Source organism: Anaerovorax sp. IOR16, assembly GCF_017168145.1.
Lineage (GTDB): Bacteria > Bacillota > Clostridia > Peptostreptococcales > Anaerovoracaceae > IOR16.
Genome location: NZ_JADQTL010000009.1, coordinates 127,749 through 145,445 on the forward strand (window position 1 = coordinate 127,749; position 17,697 = coordinate 145,445).

Here is a 17,697-nt window from a genome sequence, read left to right on the forward strand (position 1 = left end):
TGGTCTAATGAGAAGGTAGTATATATAAAATCGGTACGATTAACGTTTGTTAATCGTACCGATTTTTTTATACATCAAAAATATTATCTTTATAGTTTATCGCAAGTGTTTTTCAAGTAAATCCAAGTAAGTTTCTAAATTTTCTGTTTTTGTAAATATAGCGCGTGCGCAAGTGGCGTTTCCACCGCCCTTCCCTTGGTAGATATCTGCGTTTTCACGAACAAGTTGTCCACAATCCGGCTTGCCATTTGAGAAGAGAAGCACGGTTAGTGCAGGCTCGCAAACGAGAATTAAGAGTCCCTTGATAGAAGCTGTTACGTGCCGCCCTAAAGTTTGCAGATCATCAGTATTAAAATAATCATAGGATTGAATCATGATTGGATTCGAAAAGCTTCCTTTAAAAGGAGGAAATAAAACATTTGTTGATAAAGAAGCATAAAGAGATTCAATTTTTTGAATTTCATTTCCAATCATCTTCTTTTTCAGTTCATATAGTTCTTTTCGAACTGCACTGCTCTTTTTTTCCTGGATTTTTATTTTTTCTAGAAGTTGGTGTGGCTCTGCCGAAAAGCGCTCACATAAAGGTGTTAAAACTTTATGCTCCAAAACAAAATGATTGTATGCGTTTTGTCCGGCTTTTACAGTAAATCGGGTCATTCCTTTATAATTTTCCATTCGGATAATTTTTATAAGCCCGACTTGTCCGGCTGTTGATGGATGCGTTCCGCAGCAAGCGACGCAATCTGCTGGATTGTCTTTGCTTCCTACACAGACAATAGAAATATTTTCTTCAATTTCTAGCTTTTTTCGAACTGGAAATACTTCCGCTTCGGATTTTTTTTGAAAATAATGGACGGATACCGGTACGTTTGACCAAATGGCTTTATTTGCTAAGCGTTCAACGTTTGAAACCATATCTTCTGTAAAATGTGTAAACTCAGGTTTTTCCTCTAAACGGATATCGATGGTCATATAATCTGAGCCCATGTGAAATCCTCGGTTAACTCCACCATATTCTTGATAGAACATACCGGATAAAATATGCTCTCCACAATGCATTTGCATATGTAAGAAACGGCGATTCCAATCAATTTGACATGTAACTGTTTTACCGCAAGCATTCTCAATAGAAGCTCCTAAAAAGCTAGAGGATGGAGACGCAAGCTGATGATAAACAATATTATCTTTTTCAAAGACATAAGAAACCGGACAGTCATTAATAAATCCAATGTCGCTTGGCTGACCGCCACCTTCCGGAAAAAATACAGTTTTATCTAAAATAAGGCAAAAGGTGTTAGGCTGTTCTTTTGCTCCCAAATTTTTCATCGTTTTTAAATCAGTTATAACTTCTAAAATAGTGCTTTCGCATTGTTTTAAATAAACATTTTGTTGATATAGTCGTTCTGTTTTCATAGTTTAACTCCTCTCCTTGTACCATTTTATCATAAACTATGAGGCTTTGTTCATATATTTAGCTAGAAGAAAGGCGGGATTATAATGAAAAAGAGATGGTGCTTTGCGACAACGTTGGCTGCAATTGTTCTATTTTTACTGATTGTTCCCTTTGGAAATTTGAAAATTACAGGGGTACAGCTCATATCAGCCTCGGATACCATTGTTTTAGATGCCGGGCATGGAGGTATTGATGGCGGTGCTGTGAGCATGAGTGGTATTATGGAAAAAGATATTAATCTGGCGATTGCAAAAGAAGTTTCAGCACTTGCAGCTGCTGACGGTTGGCGCGTTGTTATGACAAGAGAAAAAGACAAGGGTTTATATAGTGATGTTGTTGGAGATGGAACAAAACCGTTAGAAATTAAAAACAAAAGAAGCATTCGAAGCCTGAAAACGGAAGATTTAAAAGAAAGAATCAAAATGATTCAAGAAGTAAAACCTTTGATTGCAGTTAGTATTCATTTAAATAGTTTTAAAGAGGACCGTTCTGTTCATGGAGCACAAACCTTTTATCCAAAGGGAATTGAAAATGAAACGATTACAGAAGAGAGTAAACGTCTTGCAGAGTGTATACAAGAAGCACTGATTCAGGGAATTCAGGATGGAACAGAGAGAGCGGCACTTGGTAAAAAAGATGTGATGCTATTTAAGAAACCTACAGTACCTATGGTGATTGTAGAATGTGGTTTTCTTTCCAATCGAGAAGAAGAACAAAGATTACAAGATCCAAATTATCAAAAGAAGATTGCAGCTTGTATTTATGAAGGAATTATGAAGTACACCGGACGTGAGAAAAAAAAGACGCTGCAAGTCGTCGATAATAGAGGATAAGAACAAGTTTGCACATAATACGAACAGCCTGTGGATAATTTGTTTTTGTAAAAATAAATAATTTCTAAAATAGCTTGAAAACAAAGGGTTTCAAGCTATTTTAATTATCCACAGGCCCCGTTGGATAAAATTGTATACAATTTATTTTTTGATGTGGAAAAGCAATGTAAGTCCCAAAAAATAAACATTTATCACTTGTTGAAAACTGTTCTTAAATTTACAAACATTGGTTTACATAATATTATTCGTTCATTGCTTTACAGCTTATGAATATGACTATATTGAGTGTTCACTGCTTTCCGTTAAGCGTAATAGATGTGTTCGTATTTTTGTTTCCTCATTAATGGGTGCAAGACAAACCAAATAATCACCTGCAAGGATTTTTGTGTGACCCTTTGGTATGATTTCACTTCCTTCACGCTTTACAGCAATGAGAAGGCATCCGGATGGCCATGTAATGTCACGGACTTGGGAGCCATCTGCGGTAGAATGGAATTGTACAATAAACTCCATCGTAATTTTTACACTGTTATCTTCTTCATATGGGGACAAGCTATGACTTTTTAGGAGATTTTTCAATAAGGAGTCATAGATAGGACGACTCTTTAATAAATCAGCGACGACATAAGCAACTAAGGAAACGACCGTCAGTGCTAGCATATGGCTGAAGGAACCAGTCATTTCCACAATTAAAACAACTCCGGTTATTGGTGCACGTACAATGGCAGTAAAGTATCCTGCCATAGCTAATATAATAAAATTGTAAAAAAAGATATCACTGAACCCTAAAAAATTGACTGCTACATTTCCAAATATAGCACCGATGCAAGCGCCCATAATTAGGAGAGGAAAGAAAATGCCACCAGGAGCACCGCAACCAAAGCTAATCATGGAAAAAATAAATTTTAGCACAAGGAGCATAAGTAAAAATACAATTCCTGACTCCGGAGTAAGCTGTGGAACAATTTTATGTCCACCACCAAGTACTATAGGAAAGAAGAGTCCAAAGAATCCAGCGATAATGAAAGCGATTGCTGGTCTGCTTGCCGCTGGAAGAAGATCAATTTTTTTATACCATTTTTGTGTTTCCAGCAAGAACCAATTATAAAATGCTCCCGCAATTCCTAAAACAATTCCCAGTAGAATTAAAATCCAGTAGCTGGATAAAGGCATGGATTTTTCAATTGGAAAATGAAATACTGGTTGTAAGCCAAAAACATTCTTTGAGACAAAATCTGAGGTGACCGCGGCGGTCATCGTAGAAAGCAAAATCGAGGGAGAGAAATATTTGAAAATTTCTTCTAGTGTAAACATTACACCAGCTAGTGGAGCGTTAAAGGCAGCTGCAAGTCCGGCACTTGCACCACTTGCCATTAGAAATTTTCTTTCCATCCTGGTTTTTCCATATTTCTGAGCAATACCATCTGCTACACAAGCACCTAATTGGATAGACGGACCTTCGCGACCTAAGGATAAACCTGCTAATATGCAGATAGCACCACCAAAAAATTTAGCAAAAAGTGTGGATACCCAAGCATTTTTAAGATGTCCAAGCATTATCCCCTTTACTTGGGGAATTCCGCTTCCACCAATTAGAGGATATTTTTTGATTAACAATCCAATACCATACCCTGCAAGTATCAGAGCTGGGAATAATAAAAACGCCCCGATACTATGAGTTGACAAGAAATCATACATCTGAATCGATAGTGCTTCAAACGTTGCTAAAATCCATCGATAGGCAACTACAGCTACACCAACGAGTATGCCAATTAGAAGACTTTTCCCTATTAGAAACAGCATGTGCCGATCGGTATTAAATAGTGCTTTGTAATTATTTTTCATTTTTTCACATCCTATATTTGTTCATTTCATCTTTTATCATAGCGAGAAATTTAAAATTTGTAAAGTATATCGAAAATTTAGAAATATTCGAATTTTATAGTCGTATTAAAGAAATAATTGTTTGTATAACATTTGGTTCAATGTGTAAAATAAGGCAGAAAGGAGTTTAATGCATTTATGGAGTTAAACAACAATGATAATCAGACATGGAAGCGTATCCCCAAACACATTGGTGTGATTCCGGATGGAAATCGCAGGTGGGCAAAGCAGCATAGCATGGAAAAGCAAATGGGTTATGAATTTGGAATAGAACCTGGTTTTGAATTATATGAAATCTGTAAGCAATTAGGTGTTGAGGAACTGACTCTTTATGGATTTACTGTAGATAATACGAAGCGACCGGCGATACAGAAACAAGCCTTTCAAAAGGCTTGTGTTGATGCAGTGGAAACATTAGCACAAAAAGATGCTGAGTTGTTAGTCGTAGGTAATAGTAGTTCGAACTGCTTTCCAAAAGAACTACTTCCTTATCGAAGTCGTCGAAAATTTGGAAATGGGGGCATACGCGTTAATTTCTTAGTAAATTATGGTTGGGACTGGGATCTTAATTATCCGAATGGACTTGCTTCTGCAGACATTTCTCGGATTGATTTAATAATACGTTGGGGTGGACATTGCCGATTAAGTGGTTTTTTACCGGTGCAGTCCGTTTACTCTGATTTCTATATTTTGCAGGAACTGTGGCCTGACTTTGAACCAAATCAATTTTATCGTGCATTAGATTGGTATCAAAACCAAGACATTACTTTAGGTGGTTGATTTCATCATTTCTTTTCTTATATCTCATTGTAGGGAATCAATAAACTCATTGAAGTCATCAAAATCACTTTGGATGAATTCATAAAGTACCGGTTCCTTAAACTCATATTTCGCTGTTGGAATAATCATTAGGTTAATACCACTTTTATGCAAGCGATTTTCCAAATCTCGAATTTCTTCTTTTGTATATGCGGCAATGACCAATTGTCCATAGTCACTGATATAATAAAGGCCATGTACATCTTCATTTAATCGAAAGATTCGACGGGTTACATGGTCATTGTTTCGATTGAATTCCAAATATAATCTCCCATTATCATGAAGTGTTTGCATTGCACCTGTACTAAAAAGAGAAAATTCGCTTTCAAACTCATCTGGATCGACCAAAATCTCAAATAATGTGACGAATTCAGGCCGATTCAAAAGCATGGCAACCTCTGCTGGAGATACAGAAAATGAAGATCGTTTCTTTGCATAACATACTTTTTCATCTTCCAATTTTACTTCTGAAAGAATAATTTTGTAGTTATTTCCAACTTCAATTAATGATTCGGATAAATAGGAAAGTGAGCCATCCATATTTATAAACTCTTCAATAGTATTTCGACAAAGTGTTGAAGCCTTATCCTCGGCAATATCCTCAATATGCGCATTTTTTGTTAATAAATAAGAAGCACCTTCTGTATCTCTTCCAAAGGTACGCATTAGATAATAATGGACCACTTGATATTGCGATTTCATCTTTGTACATAATTTATTTGCGATATTCAATAGTTCTTCTGCAGTAAGTAAGATTGGATCTTCCAGTAAAAATGCATATTCATTTTGTGGCTCACAAGGCGTCACATTTAATGCTTGAGTTTCTTTAACAAATTGTTGAACTAAGTAACGAGATTCTCGTTCATTTAAGGTTTTTTTCTCACCACCAAGACCTTCAATAAGTGTTTTTTCAATAAGAGAAATTTCAAAGGCATCGTTTCCCATTACACTTTTATATGTTTCTAGCCCAAATTCTTCTGCATCAAAATAAAAAAACTGATGAAAATCAGAATAAAATGTGGGACTTTCTAACATCCAGTGAATATGCAAGCCAACAACACCCATGAGTCTTGTATCGGTTACATAAGCAGAGATAAATTTACGCTCACTAACTGCAACGGTGTTACTTCCGCCACCTTGAATTACTTTTAAATCATTACGGTTCAATCTTTTTCCTCCATGATTGTTGATATAGTCTCAATAATAAAGTATACCCTATTTTTTTATAAATGTGTTAAAATAAATATAAAATTAGCCTGCAAATAAAAAGTCAATAGTAAAAAGTTGATTTTTTTCAAAAGTACAATGAGGAAATATGACCATCACAAAAAGACCACCGGATATGGCTGGTCTGAAATAAGGGTATGTATGTGGTAATTACTGCGGAAGAGATGCTAAGTATTCTTTCACTCGTCCATAGTAGATACGTAAGAACTTATTGGCACCTGCAGTCATGTAGACATAATAAGGTTTACCTTGAGCACGTTTCTTGTCCATAAATAGATACACGGCATCATCCTGTGGCTTATTTTTGATAAGAGCGTCCATGACCTGAAACAAAGTTTTACGCAAGGTAGAAGATCCTCTTTTGGAAGCATGAACACTCTTTTGTTCATAGGTTCCAGATTGATTTACACCTGGATCGACACCAGCAAATGCTGTAATGGCGCCTTTGTGAGTAAAGCGTGTAACATCTCCAATTTCAGCAATTAGCTGAGGACCTAGAGACGAACCAACGCCTTTCATTTCCATGACGATAAAGTACTCTGGCAGTTTAGATGCAGTTTCATGCATTAAAGAACGAAGTTGTTCCACTGTTTGAGAGGCGATATTTAGCTGTTCTACAGCCTGTTTAACAATCAGTTTGGTTAAGTCATCTTTAGGAAGTACGGGAATAAGCTCCTTAGCTGCACCATAGATTTCTTCAGCTTTTGATTTACTGAAGTTGTACTTCTTTCTCTTGCACCATTTCTGATAATGGTCGGTGAAAGCATTTAGAGACATTTTACGAACACAGTCCACATGCCAGTATGTAGTGGCGAAATCAACCCATTTCTGACTACCATCATTACGGGCAGGGCTATCGAAGTAAGTATTAACACCTGGATAGGTTTGATCAAGAATGCCGATAAAGTTGTTTTTCATAGCCGTTTTGTGCTTCATATAGAAACCAAACTGACGGTTCATTGTTTTTAACTGATTGCGTATTTCATCCATAAGACAATACTGTTTCAAATCAGTCCAGCTGTCAAGAGCATAACGAGCTATTTTAACAGCATCTGCCTTATCAGACTTGACTTTACGGAGAGAATTATCTCCGAAATCTTTAATAAGTTTTGGATTTACGGCACTTACGAAAAGATTTGCCTGAGAAAGCTCATGAGCTAATGGTTCGTAATAACGACCAGTATGCTCCATGACAATCCGTGATTCACCTTCAATGGATTTGATTTGTTCAATTAAGAAACTAATTTCACTTGAAGTGTGGTGAATCTCAAAAGGTGAAGAAATAATCTCACCATATGGGCGGAGAATAGCAATCATGCTTTTGCCCTTAGAAACATCAATACCTACTGCGTTCATAAATTTGTCACTCCTATAGATTATTGCAATGGATAAACACCAGTTTTACTCATTGCCTATTCCATCTACTGTGGTGTGACCCGAACGTACTGTAGGAAGCAGTTCAACCTGCATAAAACGAACGCTGCGAATGAGGAGCTGGTTAGCAGTCTAATTTACGGACGCGAAGTCCAAGAAAGGAAGACGCCATACCTATTGCTCCATACATTCTAACAGCTTAAGCAACAAGATGGATAGTGACCTGACTGGCTGTCAAGCACATTAACCATAAATATATTGTAGTAGAAAGGAAATGAATTTGGGATATGGAACAGCAGAAAAAATATCAAAAAGTACGAAAAGCAATTATACCTGCAGCCGGACTAGGGACCCGGTTTTTACCGGCAACAAAAGCTTTGCCGAAGGAAATGATTCCCATTGTAGATAAGCCGGCCATTCAATACATAGTAGAGGAAGCTCTTGATGCTGGAATAGAAGAGATATTAATTGTCATTGGAAGGGATAAAGCTGCTATTGAGGATCATTTTGATAAATCCTTTGAAATGGAAGAAGAATTGGACAAAAAGGGGAAAAAAGAGCTTTTGCAGATAGTACGAAACATCTCTAATTTGGCTGACATCCATTTTGTGCGACAGAAATCACCCCTTGGTTTGGGACATGCTGTGAACAAAGGACGTATCTTTGCAGAAGATGAACCTGTAGCGGTGTTGCTGCCGGATGAAATTATGGATTGTGAAGTACCTTGCATCAAACAAATGCTTGATGTATATGAAGAATATGGTAGTTCTGTGTTAGGCGTACGTGAGGTAGAGAAGCACGACGTTTCAAAGTATGGAATTGTAGATGCAAAACCGTGTGGCGAAAATATTTATCAAGTGAAAGATTTGGTTGAAAAACCGAGTTTTGAAGATGCTCCTTCTAATTTGGCAATCATTGGTCGTTATATTATAACTGGAGAAATATTTCATTTATTAAATGAAATACAGCCAGGTGCCGGGGGAGAGCTTCAACTGACTGATGCGTTGCGTTTGCTTGCAAAAAGGCAAAACATGTTAGCATGTGCTTTTAAAGGAAACCGTTACGATTCAGGGGATAAATTTGGCTTCCTACAGGCTACCGTTGAGTTAGCACTGAAACGAGAGGATATTGGCCCTCGATTCCGAGATTATTTAAAAGAATTATTACAAGAATAGTATTTATATATACGTGTGAATCAAAGGTAGGTATGAATATGGATAAGAGATATCATCAGGTGGTAGCCTGCAAAGAAATGAAAGAAATAGAAAAAAAGCGGATGAGGAAGGTCTTTCCTATAGACAGATGATGGAAAATGCGGGGACTGCTGCAGCAAAAGTTATCTTTGAAAAAAGTAAGGATTCTTTTTCAGATAAAAATAATATAGTGATTTTTTGCGGTAAAGGAAATAATGGCGGAGATGGATTTGTTGTCGGCAGATATCTTTTAGAAAGGAATCAGAATGTAACGATGGTGTTGGCTGATGGACAACCCAAAACGGAAGATGCAATTGCCAATGCTGCGATTTTATCAGCGAGAGGAATTTCAATGATTGATGCAGAGAAACATCTTGAGATTCTTCCTCAAGCTATTAAAAATGCAAGTGTTATCATTGATGCAATTTATGGAACTGGATTTCATGGAAACTTAAACGATACAGTTCGGATGTGTGCAAGATTAATAAATGAGACAGCGAAAGAAGAAAAATCACGGATGAAAAACAAAGTTTTTTCTTTGGATATCCCAACCGGATTAAATGGAGATTATGGACAGCCAGACGTGGATACGGTTATCGCTGATAAAACAATCGTATTTCATAGGTTAAAGCCAGTTCATAAATTGAAGGAAGTAATCAAATTTTGTGGTGAGATTATAGTCGTTGGAATTGGAATTGATTAAAAATAGAAAAATATTCGTAGTCGAGTGTTTGACATTCTGGCTTTATGGTTATATAATAATTACACAATCGAATAAGACCTTATCAAGAGTGGCAGAGGGAATAGGCCCTGTGAAGCCCGGCAACCTAGGTGCCTGAGAAATCTCAGACAGAAAAGGTGCTACGTCCTACAGATTTTATTCTGAGAGATGAGGAGAAGATAGTATTATGCATAGTATAGCCTCTTCTTCGGAAGAGGCTTTTTTCGTAATAGAAATATCGTATCCTATCTTACGTGTATTTTACGTATTTTTTATAGTAGTAAAGGGAGGAAAAAAAGAATGGCTAAAAGATTGTTTACATCGGAGTCCGTAACAGAAGGACATCCAGATAAAATGTGCGATCAGATCTCTGATGCAATTTTGGATGCAATTTTTGAGCAAGATCCAAATGGTAGAGTTGCAGCAGAAACAACAGTGACAACGGGACTGGCAATGGTGGTTGGTGAAATTAGTACAAATTGTTATGTTGACATTCCTAAAATTATTCGTAATGTAATCAAGGACATCGGTTATACTAAAGGTGAATATGGCTATGATGGTAATACCTGTGCAGTTATGACTGCAATTGATGAACAATCCGGTGACATTGCTATGGGTGTTGACAAAGCTCTTGAGTATAAAGAAGGTACTTTACAGGATAACATTGAGTCTATTGGAGCAGGAGATCAAGGCATTATGTTTGGATATGCCTGCAATGAGACGGATGAGTTAATGCCGATGCCAATTTCTTTGGCTCATAAATTAGCGATGCAATTGACGAAAGCAAGAAAAGAAAATAAGTTATCTTATTTGCGTCCGGATGGAAAGACACAGGTAACGGTTGAGTATGATGGGGATAAGGTGGCTCGTGTCGATACCGTACTTATTTCTACTCAGCATGATCCAGATGTGACACAGGAGCAAATTCGAAAGGATATCATTGAACACGTAATTGCACCGATTATTCCTAAAGAACTCTTGGATGAAAATACAAAGTATTTTGTAAATCCTACCGGTCGATTTGTGATCGGAGGTCCACATGGAGATTCCGGCTTAACAGGAAGAAAAATCATTGTCGATACTTACGGTGGTTATGCAAGACATGGCGGTGGTGCTTTCTCCGGAAAAGACCCTACAAAGGTAGATCGTTCCGCAGCTTATGCAGCACGATATGTTGCGAAGAATATCGTAGCTGCCGGACTTGCTGACAAATGTGAAATTGAGCTTGCTTATGCTATTGGAGTTGCAAAACCGGTCTCTATTTTAGTAGAAACCTTTGGAACCGGTAAAATTTCTGAAGAAAAGATATCCGAGTTGGTAGAAAAGAACTTTGATTTAAGACCGGCTGCGATTATTCGTGATTTGGATCTGCGTAGACCGATTTATAGAAAGCTTGCAGCATATGGACATTTTGGAAGAACTGACATTGATTTGACTTGGGAGAAAACAGATAAGGCTGAGATTCTAAGGAAAGAAGCACAGCTGTAAATGAAAAGCATACAATGAAAGGGAAATGGTCACATATGGTTGACCATTTCCCTTTTTTGCAGTAAAATAGGAAAAATATTAAATAAAATTTGGTGAATGCAAGGTAACCTGCAAAATACCCCGTTTTATATAAATAGAAATTTTAAGAGAGGAACCAATCAAATGGGAGTGAAAGTAGCGAAATTTGGAGGAAGCTCCGTAGCAGACGCCATTCAGCTATCCAAGGTCAAGAGCATCATAGAGGCTGACGCAGATAGACGATATGTGGTGGTATCCGCTCCGGGAAAACGTTTTAGTGAAGACAATAAAATGACGGATTTACTTTATTTGTGTAAGACGCACATAGAACACAATGTACCGTATGATCAAGTGTTTCAGGTAATTTGCGATCGTTTTCGTGCGATGGAAATGAATCTTGGTGTTGATGTCAATTTAGAAATGGAATTTGTTAAAATTAGAGAGAATCTAGAAAGTGGTGCCAGTGCAGACTATGTCGCAAGTCGTGGAGAGTATTTGAGTGCGGTATTGACCGCAGCGTATTTAGGCTATGACTTTGTGGATGCTGCCGGTTTGGTACAGTTTGATGAAAAGGGAAGGTTCTTGGATGAAGAGACCAATGAAGCTCTTTCTAAGGCTTTGTCAGAGCATGAAAGAGCGGTTATTCCGGGATTTTTTGGAACGTATCCTGACGGAAGCATTAAGACCTTTTCCAGAGGCGGGTCGGATATTACCGGGTCTCTTGTAGCAAAAGCCGTAAAGGCAGACGTTTATGAAAATTGGACGGATGTACCGGGATTTTTAGTTGCAGATCCGCGTATTATTAAAAATCCGGAACCGATAAAAACAGTATCTTATCAAGAATTAAGAGAATTGTCCTATATGGGCGCAAGTGTACTGCATGAGGATGCTGTTTATCCAGTGAGAGAAGCCAACATTCCGATTAACATTCGTAATACCAATGATCCGGAACATCCGGGTACAATTATTCTATCGGAGCCGGATCGTAGCTCTGATCGTATTGTGACAGGAATTGCAGGAAGTAAAGATTTCTCTGTTATTGCGATATCAAAAAATATGATGGCCTCAGAACGAGGGTTCATACGCCGTGTATTGAGTATTTTAGAAGATTATGACGTTCCTGTAGAGCATTTGCCGAGCGGCATTGATACCATTTCAATTGTTGTTTCTAATAAAAAGCTCAATCGTGCCTTGGATGAAATTTTAGAAGAAATTGAACGAAAGGTACAACCGGATAAAATTGATGTATTTAATAATATGGCTTTGATAGCAACGGTAGGAGCTGGAATGACCAATCGTAGGGGGGTATCGGCAACATTGTTTACTGCACTTTATGAAGCAAAGGTAAACATTCGAATGATCGATCAAGGTTCCAGTGAAATTAATATTATTGTCGGTGTAGAAAATAAAGATTTTGAAACAGCAATTAAAGCTATTTATAATGCCTTTGTAAAATAGAAGCATCATTATATAAAAAGAAAAAAACAAGTATTTTTTAAAAAAGAATGGTTTTAAAAATACTTGTTTTTTGTTTCTTTTTGGAATTAAATCTTAATAAAATATATTTCTTAATAAAAATTAAGAAATTTCCTAATATTTCTTAAAGTGAAAATGTTATAATATTAACGAGAAATAAATGTTTTATTTTTACAGTATGGAGTTGAATAATGATGCAAAAAAAACGTATTTTAATTGCGGATGATAGCCCTGAAATTATAGAAATATTAACAATTCTACTTAATTCAGAGGAGTATGATGTGATAACAGCCATGAATGGTGAAGATGCGGTTAATCTGGTAGATGACACCATTGATCTGATTGTTCTTGATGTGATGATGCCTTTAAAATCCGGGTTTATTGCCTGCAAGGAAATTCGCGAAAAGACCATTGCACCGATTCTTTTTCTTACTGCAAAGGATAATGACTCAGATAAGGCCATCGGTTTTAGTGCTGGAGGAGATGATTATTTATCCAAGCCATTTTCTTACCCGGAATTTTTGGCACGGGTAAAATCGCTTTTGAGGCGCTATTATGTTTATCAAGGAAAACAACAGACGGAAACAAATAAAAATTTATGCATTGATTTACTTAATATTGATTTAATTAAGCAGCAAGTTACGTTAGACGGCAAGGAGATTCTATTAACTGGTTTAGAATACCGAATTCTTGTTTTGATGGCTAAGAATCGAAAAAAAATATTTACAGCACAAAATTTATATGAAAGTATTTGGAATGAACCTTATTTTTATTCTGCTAATAATACGATAATGGTACATATTTTAAAGCTTCGTAAAAAAATAGAATCGGATTATAAAGAACCGAAAATTATTAAAACGGCTTGGGGGAAAGGCTATTATGTTGATTGAAAAACTTCGAAAAGAAAGCCTTTATTCTCAGGTTTTATTATACATAATTGTTTCGGCGGGAGTCGCATTGGTACTTTATGGGACAACCGTAGCTTATTTGAATGATTATTTGCAAGAGTATAGTAAACGCTCTGAAATTATTGAACAGGATTCAAAAAAGTATGCGCAAAGGCTGCAGGATTTCATAGAAGTACATGAATTAGAACGTACGGATATTGATAGAATTGCACGTTGGAATGAAATTAATTGGTATGTTTCCTTAAAGGTTTATCAGAATGATACCGTATATTTTGACTCGTTTCTACATTATGTAGATTGGACCAAGGAATCTGATAATTTAACCGATAGCTTTGGTTGGGATGGAACCTCTCGTCCGTGTTTTGAATATCCAATTCATTTTAAAGACGGAGACGCAATACTTCTGATTAGTGGATGCTTTTTTTATCAATATGAGATGATGATTTCTTTTGCAAGCTTTACGGTATTTCTTGTCGCTTTTCTATTCTGTTTTATTTTTCTTTGTCGTCGACGCTTTGGTTATATAGAAGAAATCCATAAGGGATTGGAACGAATGAACAGAGAAGAACCTACGCATCAGATTTCCTTAAAAGGGAATGATGAACTAACCTGCCTTGCTGCTTATATTAATGTAATGAATGCATCCATTCAGAATCAAAGAAGGTTGGAGCAGGAAATGATTGAAAAAAATCGGGAGATAATAGCGGCTATTTCACATGATATTCGTACGCCGCTTACTTCAGTCATCTGTTATTTGGATTTTTTAAAAGATTCTCGTTATGAAAATCAGGAAGTAATGAACCGTTATATAGAAAATGCTCGCACACGTGCTTATCAAATTAAAGGGATGACGGAAGAGCTTTTCGAGAGATCGATTCAAAAGGAAAAGCAGAAGGAGTTAAATTGGGAAGTGTTAAACGGAAATGAATTCGTTTCACAAGTAATTTCTGAAATGTTTTTTACTTTACGGGAAGATGGATTTCATCCAGACTTTAATTTTGATTTCAAGTATGCCTTTGAAATGAAGGTGGACGTCATCGCGTTTCGTCGAGTTTTTGATAATATTTGCTCCAATATATTAAAATATGCGGATTCTACGCTTCCCGTGCTGCTAACAACGGAGATTAAAGGAGAAACACTTGAAATTATGGAGAAAAATATTAAGTCGGCCAGTCGATACGTGGAAAGTACAGGAATCGGGCTTTATAACTCTAAAAAAATAGTGCAGCAGCATAAAGGGGAGATGAAAGTTAAAAATGATGGATATTACTTTGAAGTTCATATTACTTTGCCCATTATTCTAAAATAAGAATTTTTTAGATTTCTTTAAGATTATATTAAGTTTTTTTCTCTATGCTTAAGCCATAAAGGTGCAAAACCTTATGGCTTATTTTTACTTCATGTATCTTTAATGTATTTCTTTTTTTTATTTTTATCTTATTTTAAGGAGGAAGAAACTTATGGGTAAAAAGATTCCAATGTGGCAGATACTAATAATTCTAGTTGTGCTAATTATGTTACTAATCTATACACTTGTTATCATCGGCGGTACAGTACATATTCCAATTGCAACTACAGCCGCTTTAGCAGCATTGATTGCCATTAAAAATGGTTTCAAATGGTCATTTCTTGAAAAAGCGATGATTAATGGAATTTCTCGATCAATGCAGGCAATTTTAATTTTATTTGTTATCGGTATGGTTATTGCTACTTGGATAGCAGGTGGAATTGTACCAGCGATGGTTTATTACGGACTAATGATTATTAAACCTTCTATTTTCTTAATTGCTAGTATGTTGCTTTGTTCCATCGTAGCACTTTCAACAGGCTCTTCATGGACGACAGCAGGTACGGCAGGAATCGCACTTATTGGTATTGGAGCTGGGTTGGGTTTACCACTTCCAATTGTTGCTGGTTCAATTATTTCTGGAGCTTACTTTGGTGATAAAATGTCACCTCTTTCTGACACAACAAATTTAGCTCCAGCTATGGCAGGATCCAATTTATTTGATCACATTAAACATATGGTGTATACGGTTACACCATCGTATATCTTTGCATTGGTAGCATTTGGTATTTTGGGAATGAAGATTACGAATACTACCGAAGTGAATATGGATGAAGTTGCTACTTTGATGGAAGGATTGAAAGCAAACTTCTATATTTCTCCATTATTACTAATTCCACCTTGTTTGATTATTGCAATGGTAATATTCAAAGTACTTGCTCTTCCTGGATTATTCGGTGGCGCACTTTTAGGTGTGATTTGTGCAGCAGTATTCCAAGGAGCAAATTTTGCTGAGGTAGGTACCGTTATTGCTTATGAGGGCTATGTGGGTAATACGGGCATTGAACTTCTTGACAAGTTGTTAACCAGAGGTGGTATGACTTCCATGTATGGTACAGTAGGTATCATTCTCTGTGCAATGTGCTTTGGAGGTATATTGGATTCAACAAACATGTTGGCAAGTATTTGTGATGCTATGTTAAAGGTTGCAAAGAATACAGGACTCCTTGTTACAATGGTTGTAATCAGCTGTATTGCAGTTAACGCTGCAGCTTCCGACCAGTACTTATCCATTGTACTTCCAGGAAGAATGTTTAAAACTGCTTTTGAAGATAGAAAATTGAAAGCAAAGAATTTGTCAAGGTGTTTGGAAGATGCAGGTACTATTACTTCTTGTCTGATTCCATGGAATACGTGTGGTGCAGCGATGTCTTCTTCTTTAGGTGTTGCTACCGTAGCATATGCGCCTTATTGTTTCCTTAATTTAGTAAATCCATTTGTTTCTATTTTCTATGGTTTTACTGGAATTACGATGGAGAAAATGACTGATGAGGAATATGAGGAAATTTTAGAACAGCGTCGATTAGATAATGAATTAGCAGCAAGTGCATTAGCATAATACAAGATATTCGACCGATTTTTCGGTAGAAGATAAAATGAGGTAAGATAAGCAGAAAAATCCTGACCATTTTGGCCGGGATTTTTCTGTTTTTGCATATTTTTTAAAATAAAAGGCGATGTTTTATTTTTATTCGACTTTAATCAACTCGTATTGGTCGCTGCCATAGCCCATTTTTACAGCATGATCGATACCGGTCTTCCAATCGGTTGCAGGGTGCAGAAGACTAAAGTAATCACAGTGGCATTTTCCGGTGCAGTCACAGTCGTTTTCTTTTCTATGCTTTAATAGTGCTTCTTCGAGAATGCTTCCTGCATTAACTGGCTGTTCATTTGCCATATCTGCACAGCAAACATCAAGTGCTACCGGATCAAACGAAGCAAACATACCTACGTCAGGTATGATAGGCATATCATTTTCTCCATGGCAATCACAGAATGGGGAAACGTCCATTAAAAAGGTTATGTGAAAATGCGGCTTTTCTTTTATAACGGCATAGGCATATTCCGCTATTTTTTTATTAAGTATTTCTTCCGCCTCATCCCATAAAGGACGAATGGCATCCACCGGACATACGCCAATGCATCGTCCACAGCCAACGCATCGATCAATATTAATTTGTGCTTTTTTTTCTACAAAGGAAATGGCATCGTGAGCGCAATTTTTTCGGCAGGCACCACAGCTTATGCAACGTTTTTGACTTACTACCGGTTTCCCGCTGTTATGCATTTCCATTTTACCTGCTCTGGAGCCGCCACCCATACCAAGATTTTTTAATGCACCACCCATACCTGTAGATTCATGACATTTAAAATGGTTCATTGATATAATTACATCGGCATCGGTCAGAACTCGTCCTATTTTTGCTTCTTTAATATATTCGCCGTTAATTGGAACTATAGTTTCGTCCGTACCCTTTAAACCATCTGCAATCAGTATGTGACAGCCGGTTGTAAAGGGATTATATCCGTTTTCATAAGCAGATTCCAAATGATCCAAAGCATTTTTTCTGCCTCCGACATAGAGTGTATTTGCATCTGTGAGAAAAGGTTTTCCACCATTTTCTTTTACAATATCAGCAATGACTTTTGAGAAATTTGGGCGAAGGTAGGCTAGGTTTCCGGGTTCACCGAAGTGGATTTTTATTGCAGCATATTTATTTTGAAAATCAATGTCATCAATGCCGGCTTCTTTTACTAATTTCTTTAGCTTATCAAGCAGGCTCACACCTAATTCCGTACGAAAGCCGGTATAATATACTTTTGCTTTTTCCATTATCGTTCCTCCTGAGGTATTATTCTTTTCTTTTTGAGTTTAAATCAAGTTTAGCATAGAAAGGAGTGAGAATCTACAAAGAACGCATACTTATAAACGTAACATTAATTTTTCAGTGCATT

Annotated in this window: 14 protein-coding genes and 1 riboswitch; of the genes, 9 read left to right on the plus strand and 5 right to left on the minus strand. The window is 36.8% G+C overall.

Going from position 1 to position 17,697, the window contains the following annotated elements; all coding sequences use genetic code 11:
* Positions 1-96: 96 nt before the first annotated feature.
* On the minus strand, positions 97-1,413 hold the full coding sequence (locus I2490_RS04125; protein ID WP_206458516.1) for an alanyl-tRNA editing protein: 1,317 nt from the start codon (positions 1,411-1,413) through the stop codon (positions 97-99).
* A gap of 84 nt (positions 1,414-1,497) precedes the next feature.
* Here I2490_RS04125 and I2490_RS04130 point away from each other — a divergent pair, with 84 nt between their 5' ends.
* The gene (locus I2490_RS04130; protein ID WP_206458517.1) at positions 1,498-2,286 is read left to right on the plus strand and encodes an N-acetylmuramoyl-L-alanine amidase; all 789 of its coding nucleotides are present in this window, start codon (positions 1,498-1,500) and stop codon (positions 2,284-2,286) included.
* A gap of 276 nt (positions 2,287-2,562) precedes the next feature.
* Here I2490_RS04130 and I2490_RS04135 read toward each other — a convergent pair whose 3' ends face one another.
* Entirely contained in the window at positions 2,563-4,131 is a 1,569-nt protein-coding gene (locus tag I2490_RS04135; protein ID WP_206458518.1) for a ClC family H(+)/Cl(-) exchange transporter, read from the minus strand.
* A 177-nt stretch (positions 4,132-4,308) separates the two neighbouring features.
* Here I2490_RS04135 and I2490_RS04140 point away from each other — a divergent pair, with 177 nt between their 5' ends.
* Entirely contained in the window at positions 4,309-4,950 is a 642-nt protein-coding gene (locus I2490_RS04140; RefSeq protein ID WP_206458519.1) for an undecaprenyl diphosphate synthase family protein, read from the plus strand.
* Between the two features lie 24 nt (positions 4,951-4,974).
* Here I2490_RS04140 and I2490_RS04145 read toward each other — a convergent pair whose 3' ends face one another.
* Together I2490_RS04145 and I2490_RS04150 are read right to left on the minus strand one after the other, a co-directional pair.
* On the minus strand, positions 4,975-6,156 hold the full coding sequence (locus I2490_RS04145) for a hypothetical protein (protein WP_206458520.1): 1,182 nt from the start codon (positions 6,154-6,156) through the stop codon (positions 4,975-4,977).
* 210 nt (positions 6,157-6,366) lie between these two features.
* A complete protein-coding gene (locus tag I2490_RS04150) occupies positions 6,367-7,572 on the minus strand; it encodes an IS110 family transposase (RefSeq protein WP_206458492.1) in 1,206 nt (401 codons plus the stop codon).
* A gap of 305 nt (positions 7,573-7,877) precedes the next feature.
* Between I2490_RS04150 and galU the strand changes: the two genes are divergently transcribed.
* The 7 genes from galU to nhaC all read left to right on the plus strand — a co-directional run bounded on the left by galU (position 7,878) and on the right by nhaC (position 16,300).
* On the plus strand, positions 7,878-8,765 hold the full coding sequence (galU, locus tag I2490_RS04155; RefSeq protein ID WP_206458521.1) for a UTP--glucose-1-phosphate uridylyltransferase GalU: 888 nt from the start codon (positions 7,878-7,880) through the stop codon (positions 8,763-8,765).
* A gap of 67 nt (positions 8,766-8,832) precedes the next feature.
* Entirely contained in the window at positions 8,833-9,486 is a 654-nt protein-coding gene (locus I2490_RS04160) for an NAD(P)H-hydrate epimerase (protein WP_209010600.1), read from the plus strand.
* A 76-nt stretch (positions 9,487-9,562) separates the two neighbouring features.
* Positions 9,563-9,679: riboswitch (SAM riboswitch) on the plus strand.
* 125 nt (positions 9,680-9,804) lie between these two features.
* Entirely contained in the window at positions 9,805-10,992 is a 1,188-nt protein-coding gene (metK, locus tag I2490_RS04165; protein WP_206458522.1) for a methionine adenosyltransferase, read from the plus strand.
* A gap of 162 nt (positions 10,993-11,154) precedes the next feature.
* A complete protein-coding gene (locus I2490_RS04170) occupies positions 11,155-12,468 on the plus strand; it encodes an aspartate kinase (protein WP_206458523.1) in 1,314 nt (437 codons plus the stop codon).
* Positions 12,469-12,677: 209 nt separating this feature from the next.
* Positions 12,678-13,376 (plus strand): response regulator transcription factor, encoded by a 699-nt coding sequence (locus I2490_RS04175; RefSeq protein WP_330634568.1) that lies wholly within the window; start codon positions 12,678-12,680, stop codon positions 13,374-13,376.
* Positions 13,366-14,703 (plus strand): sensor histidine kinase, encoded by a 1,338-nt coding sequence (locus I2490_RS04180; protein ID WP_206458524.1) that lies wholly within the window; start codon positions 13,366-13,368, stop codon positions 14,701-14,703. Before I2490_RS04175 ends, I2490_RS04180 begins: the two co-directional genes overlap by 11 nt.
* A 151-nt stretch (positions 14,704-14,854) precedes the next feature.
* On the plus strand, positions 14,855-16,300 hold the full coding sequence (gene nhaC / locus I2490_RS04185) for a Na+/H+ antiporter NhaC (RefSeq protein ID WP_206458525.1): 1,446 nt from the start codon (positions 14,855-14,857) through the stop codon (positions 16,298-16,300).
* A gap of 129 nt (positions 16,301-16,429) precedes the next feature.
* On the opposite strand, the gene I2490_RS04190 is transcribed toward nhaC, so the two are convergent.
* A complete protein-coding gene (locus I2490_RS04190) occupies positions 16,430-17,575 on the minus strand; it encodes a DUF362 domain-containing protein (protein ID WP_206458526.1) in 1,146 nt (381 codons plus the stop codon).
* Positions 17,576-17,697: the final 122 nt, after the last annotated feature.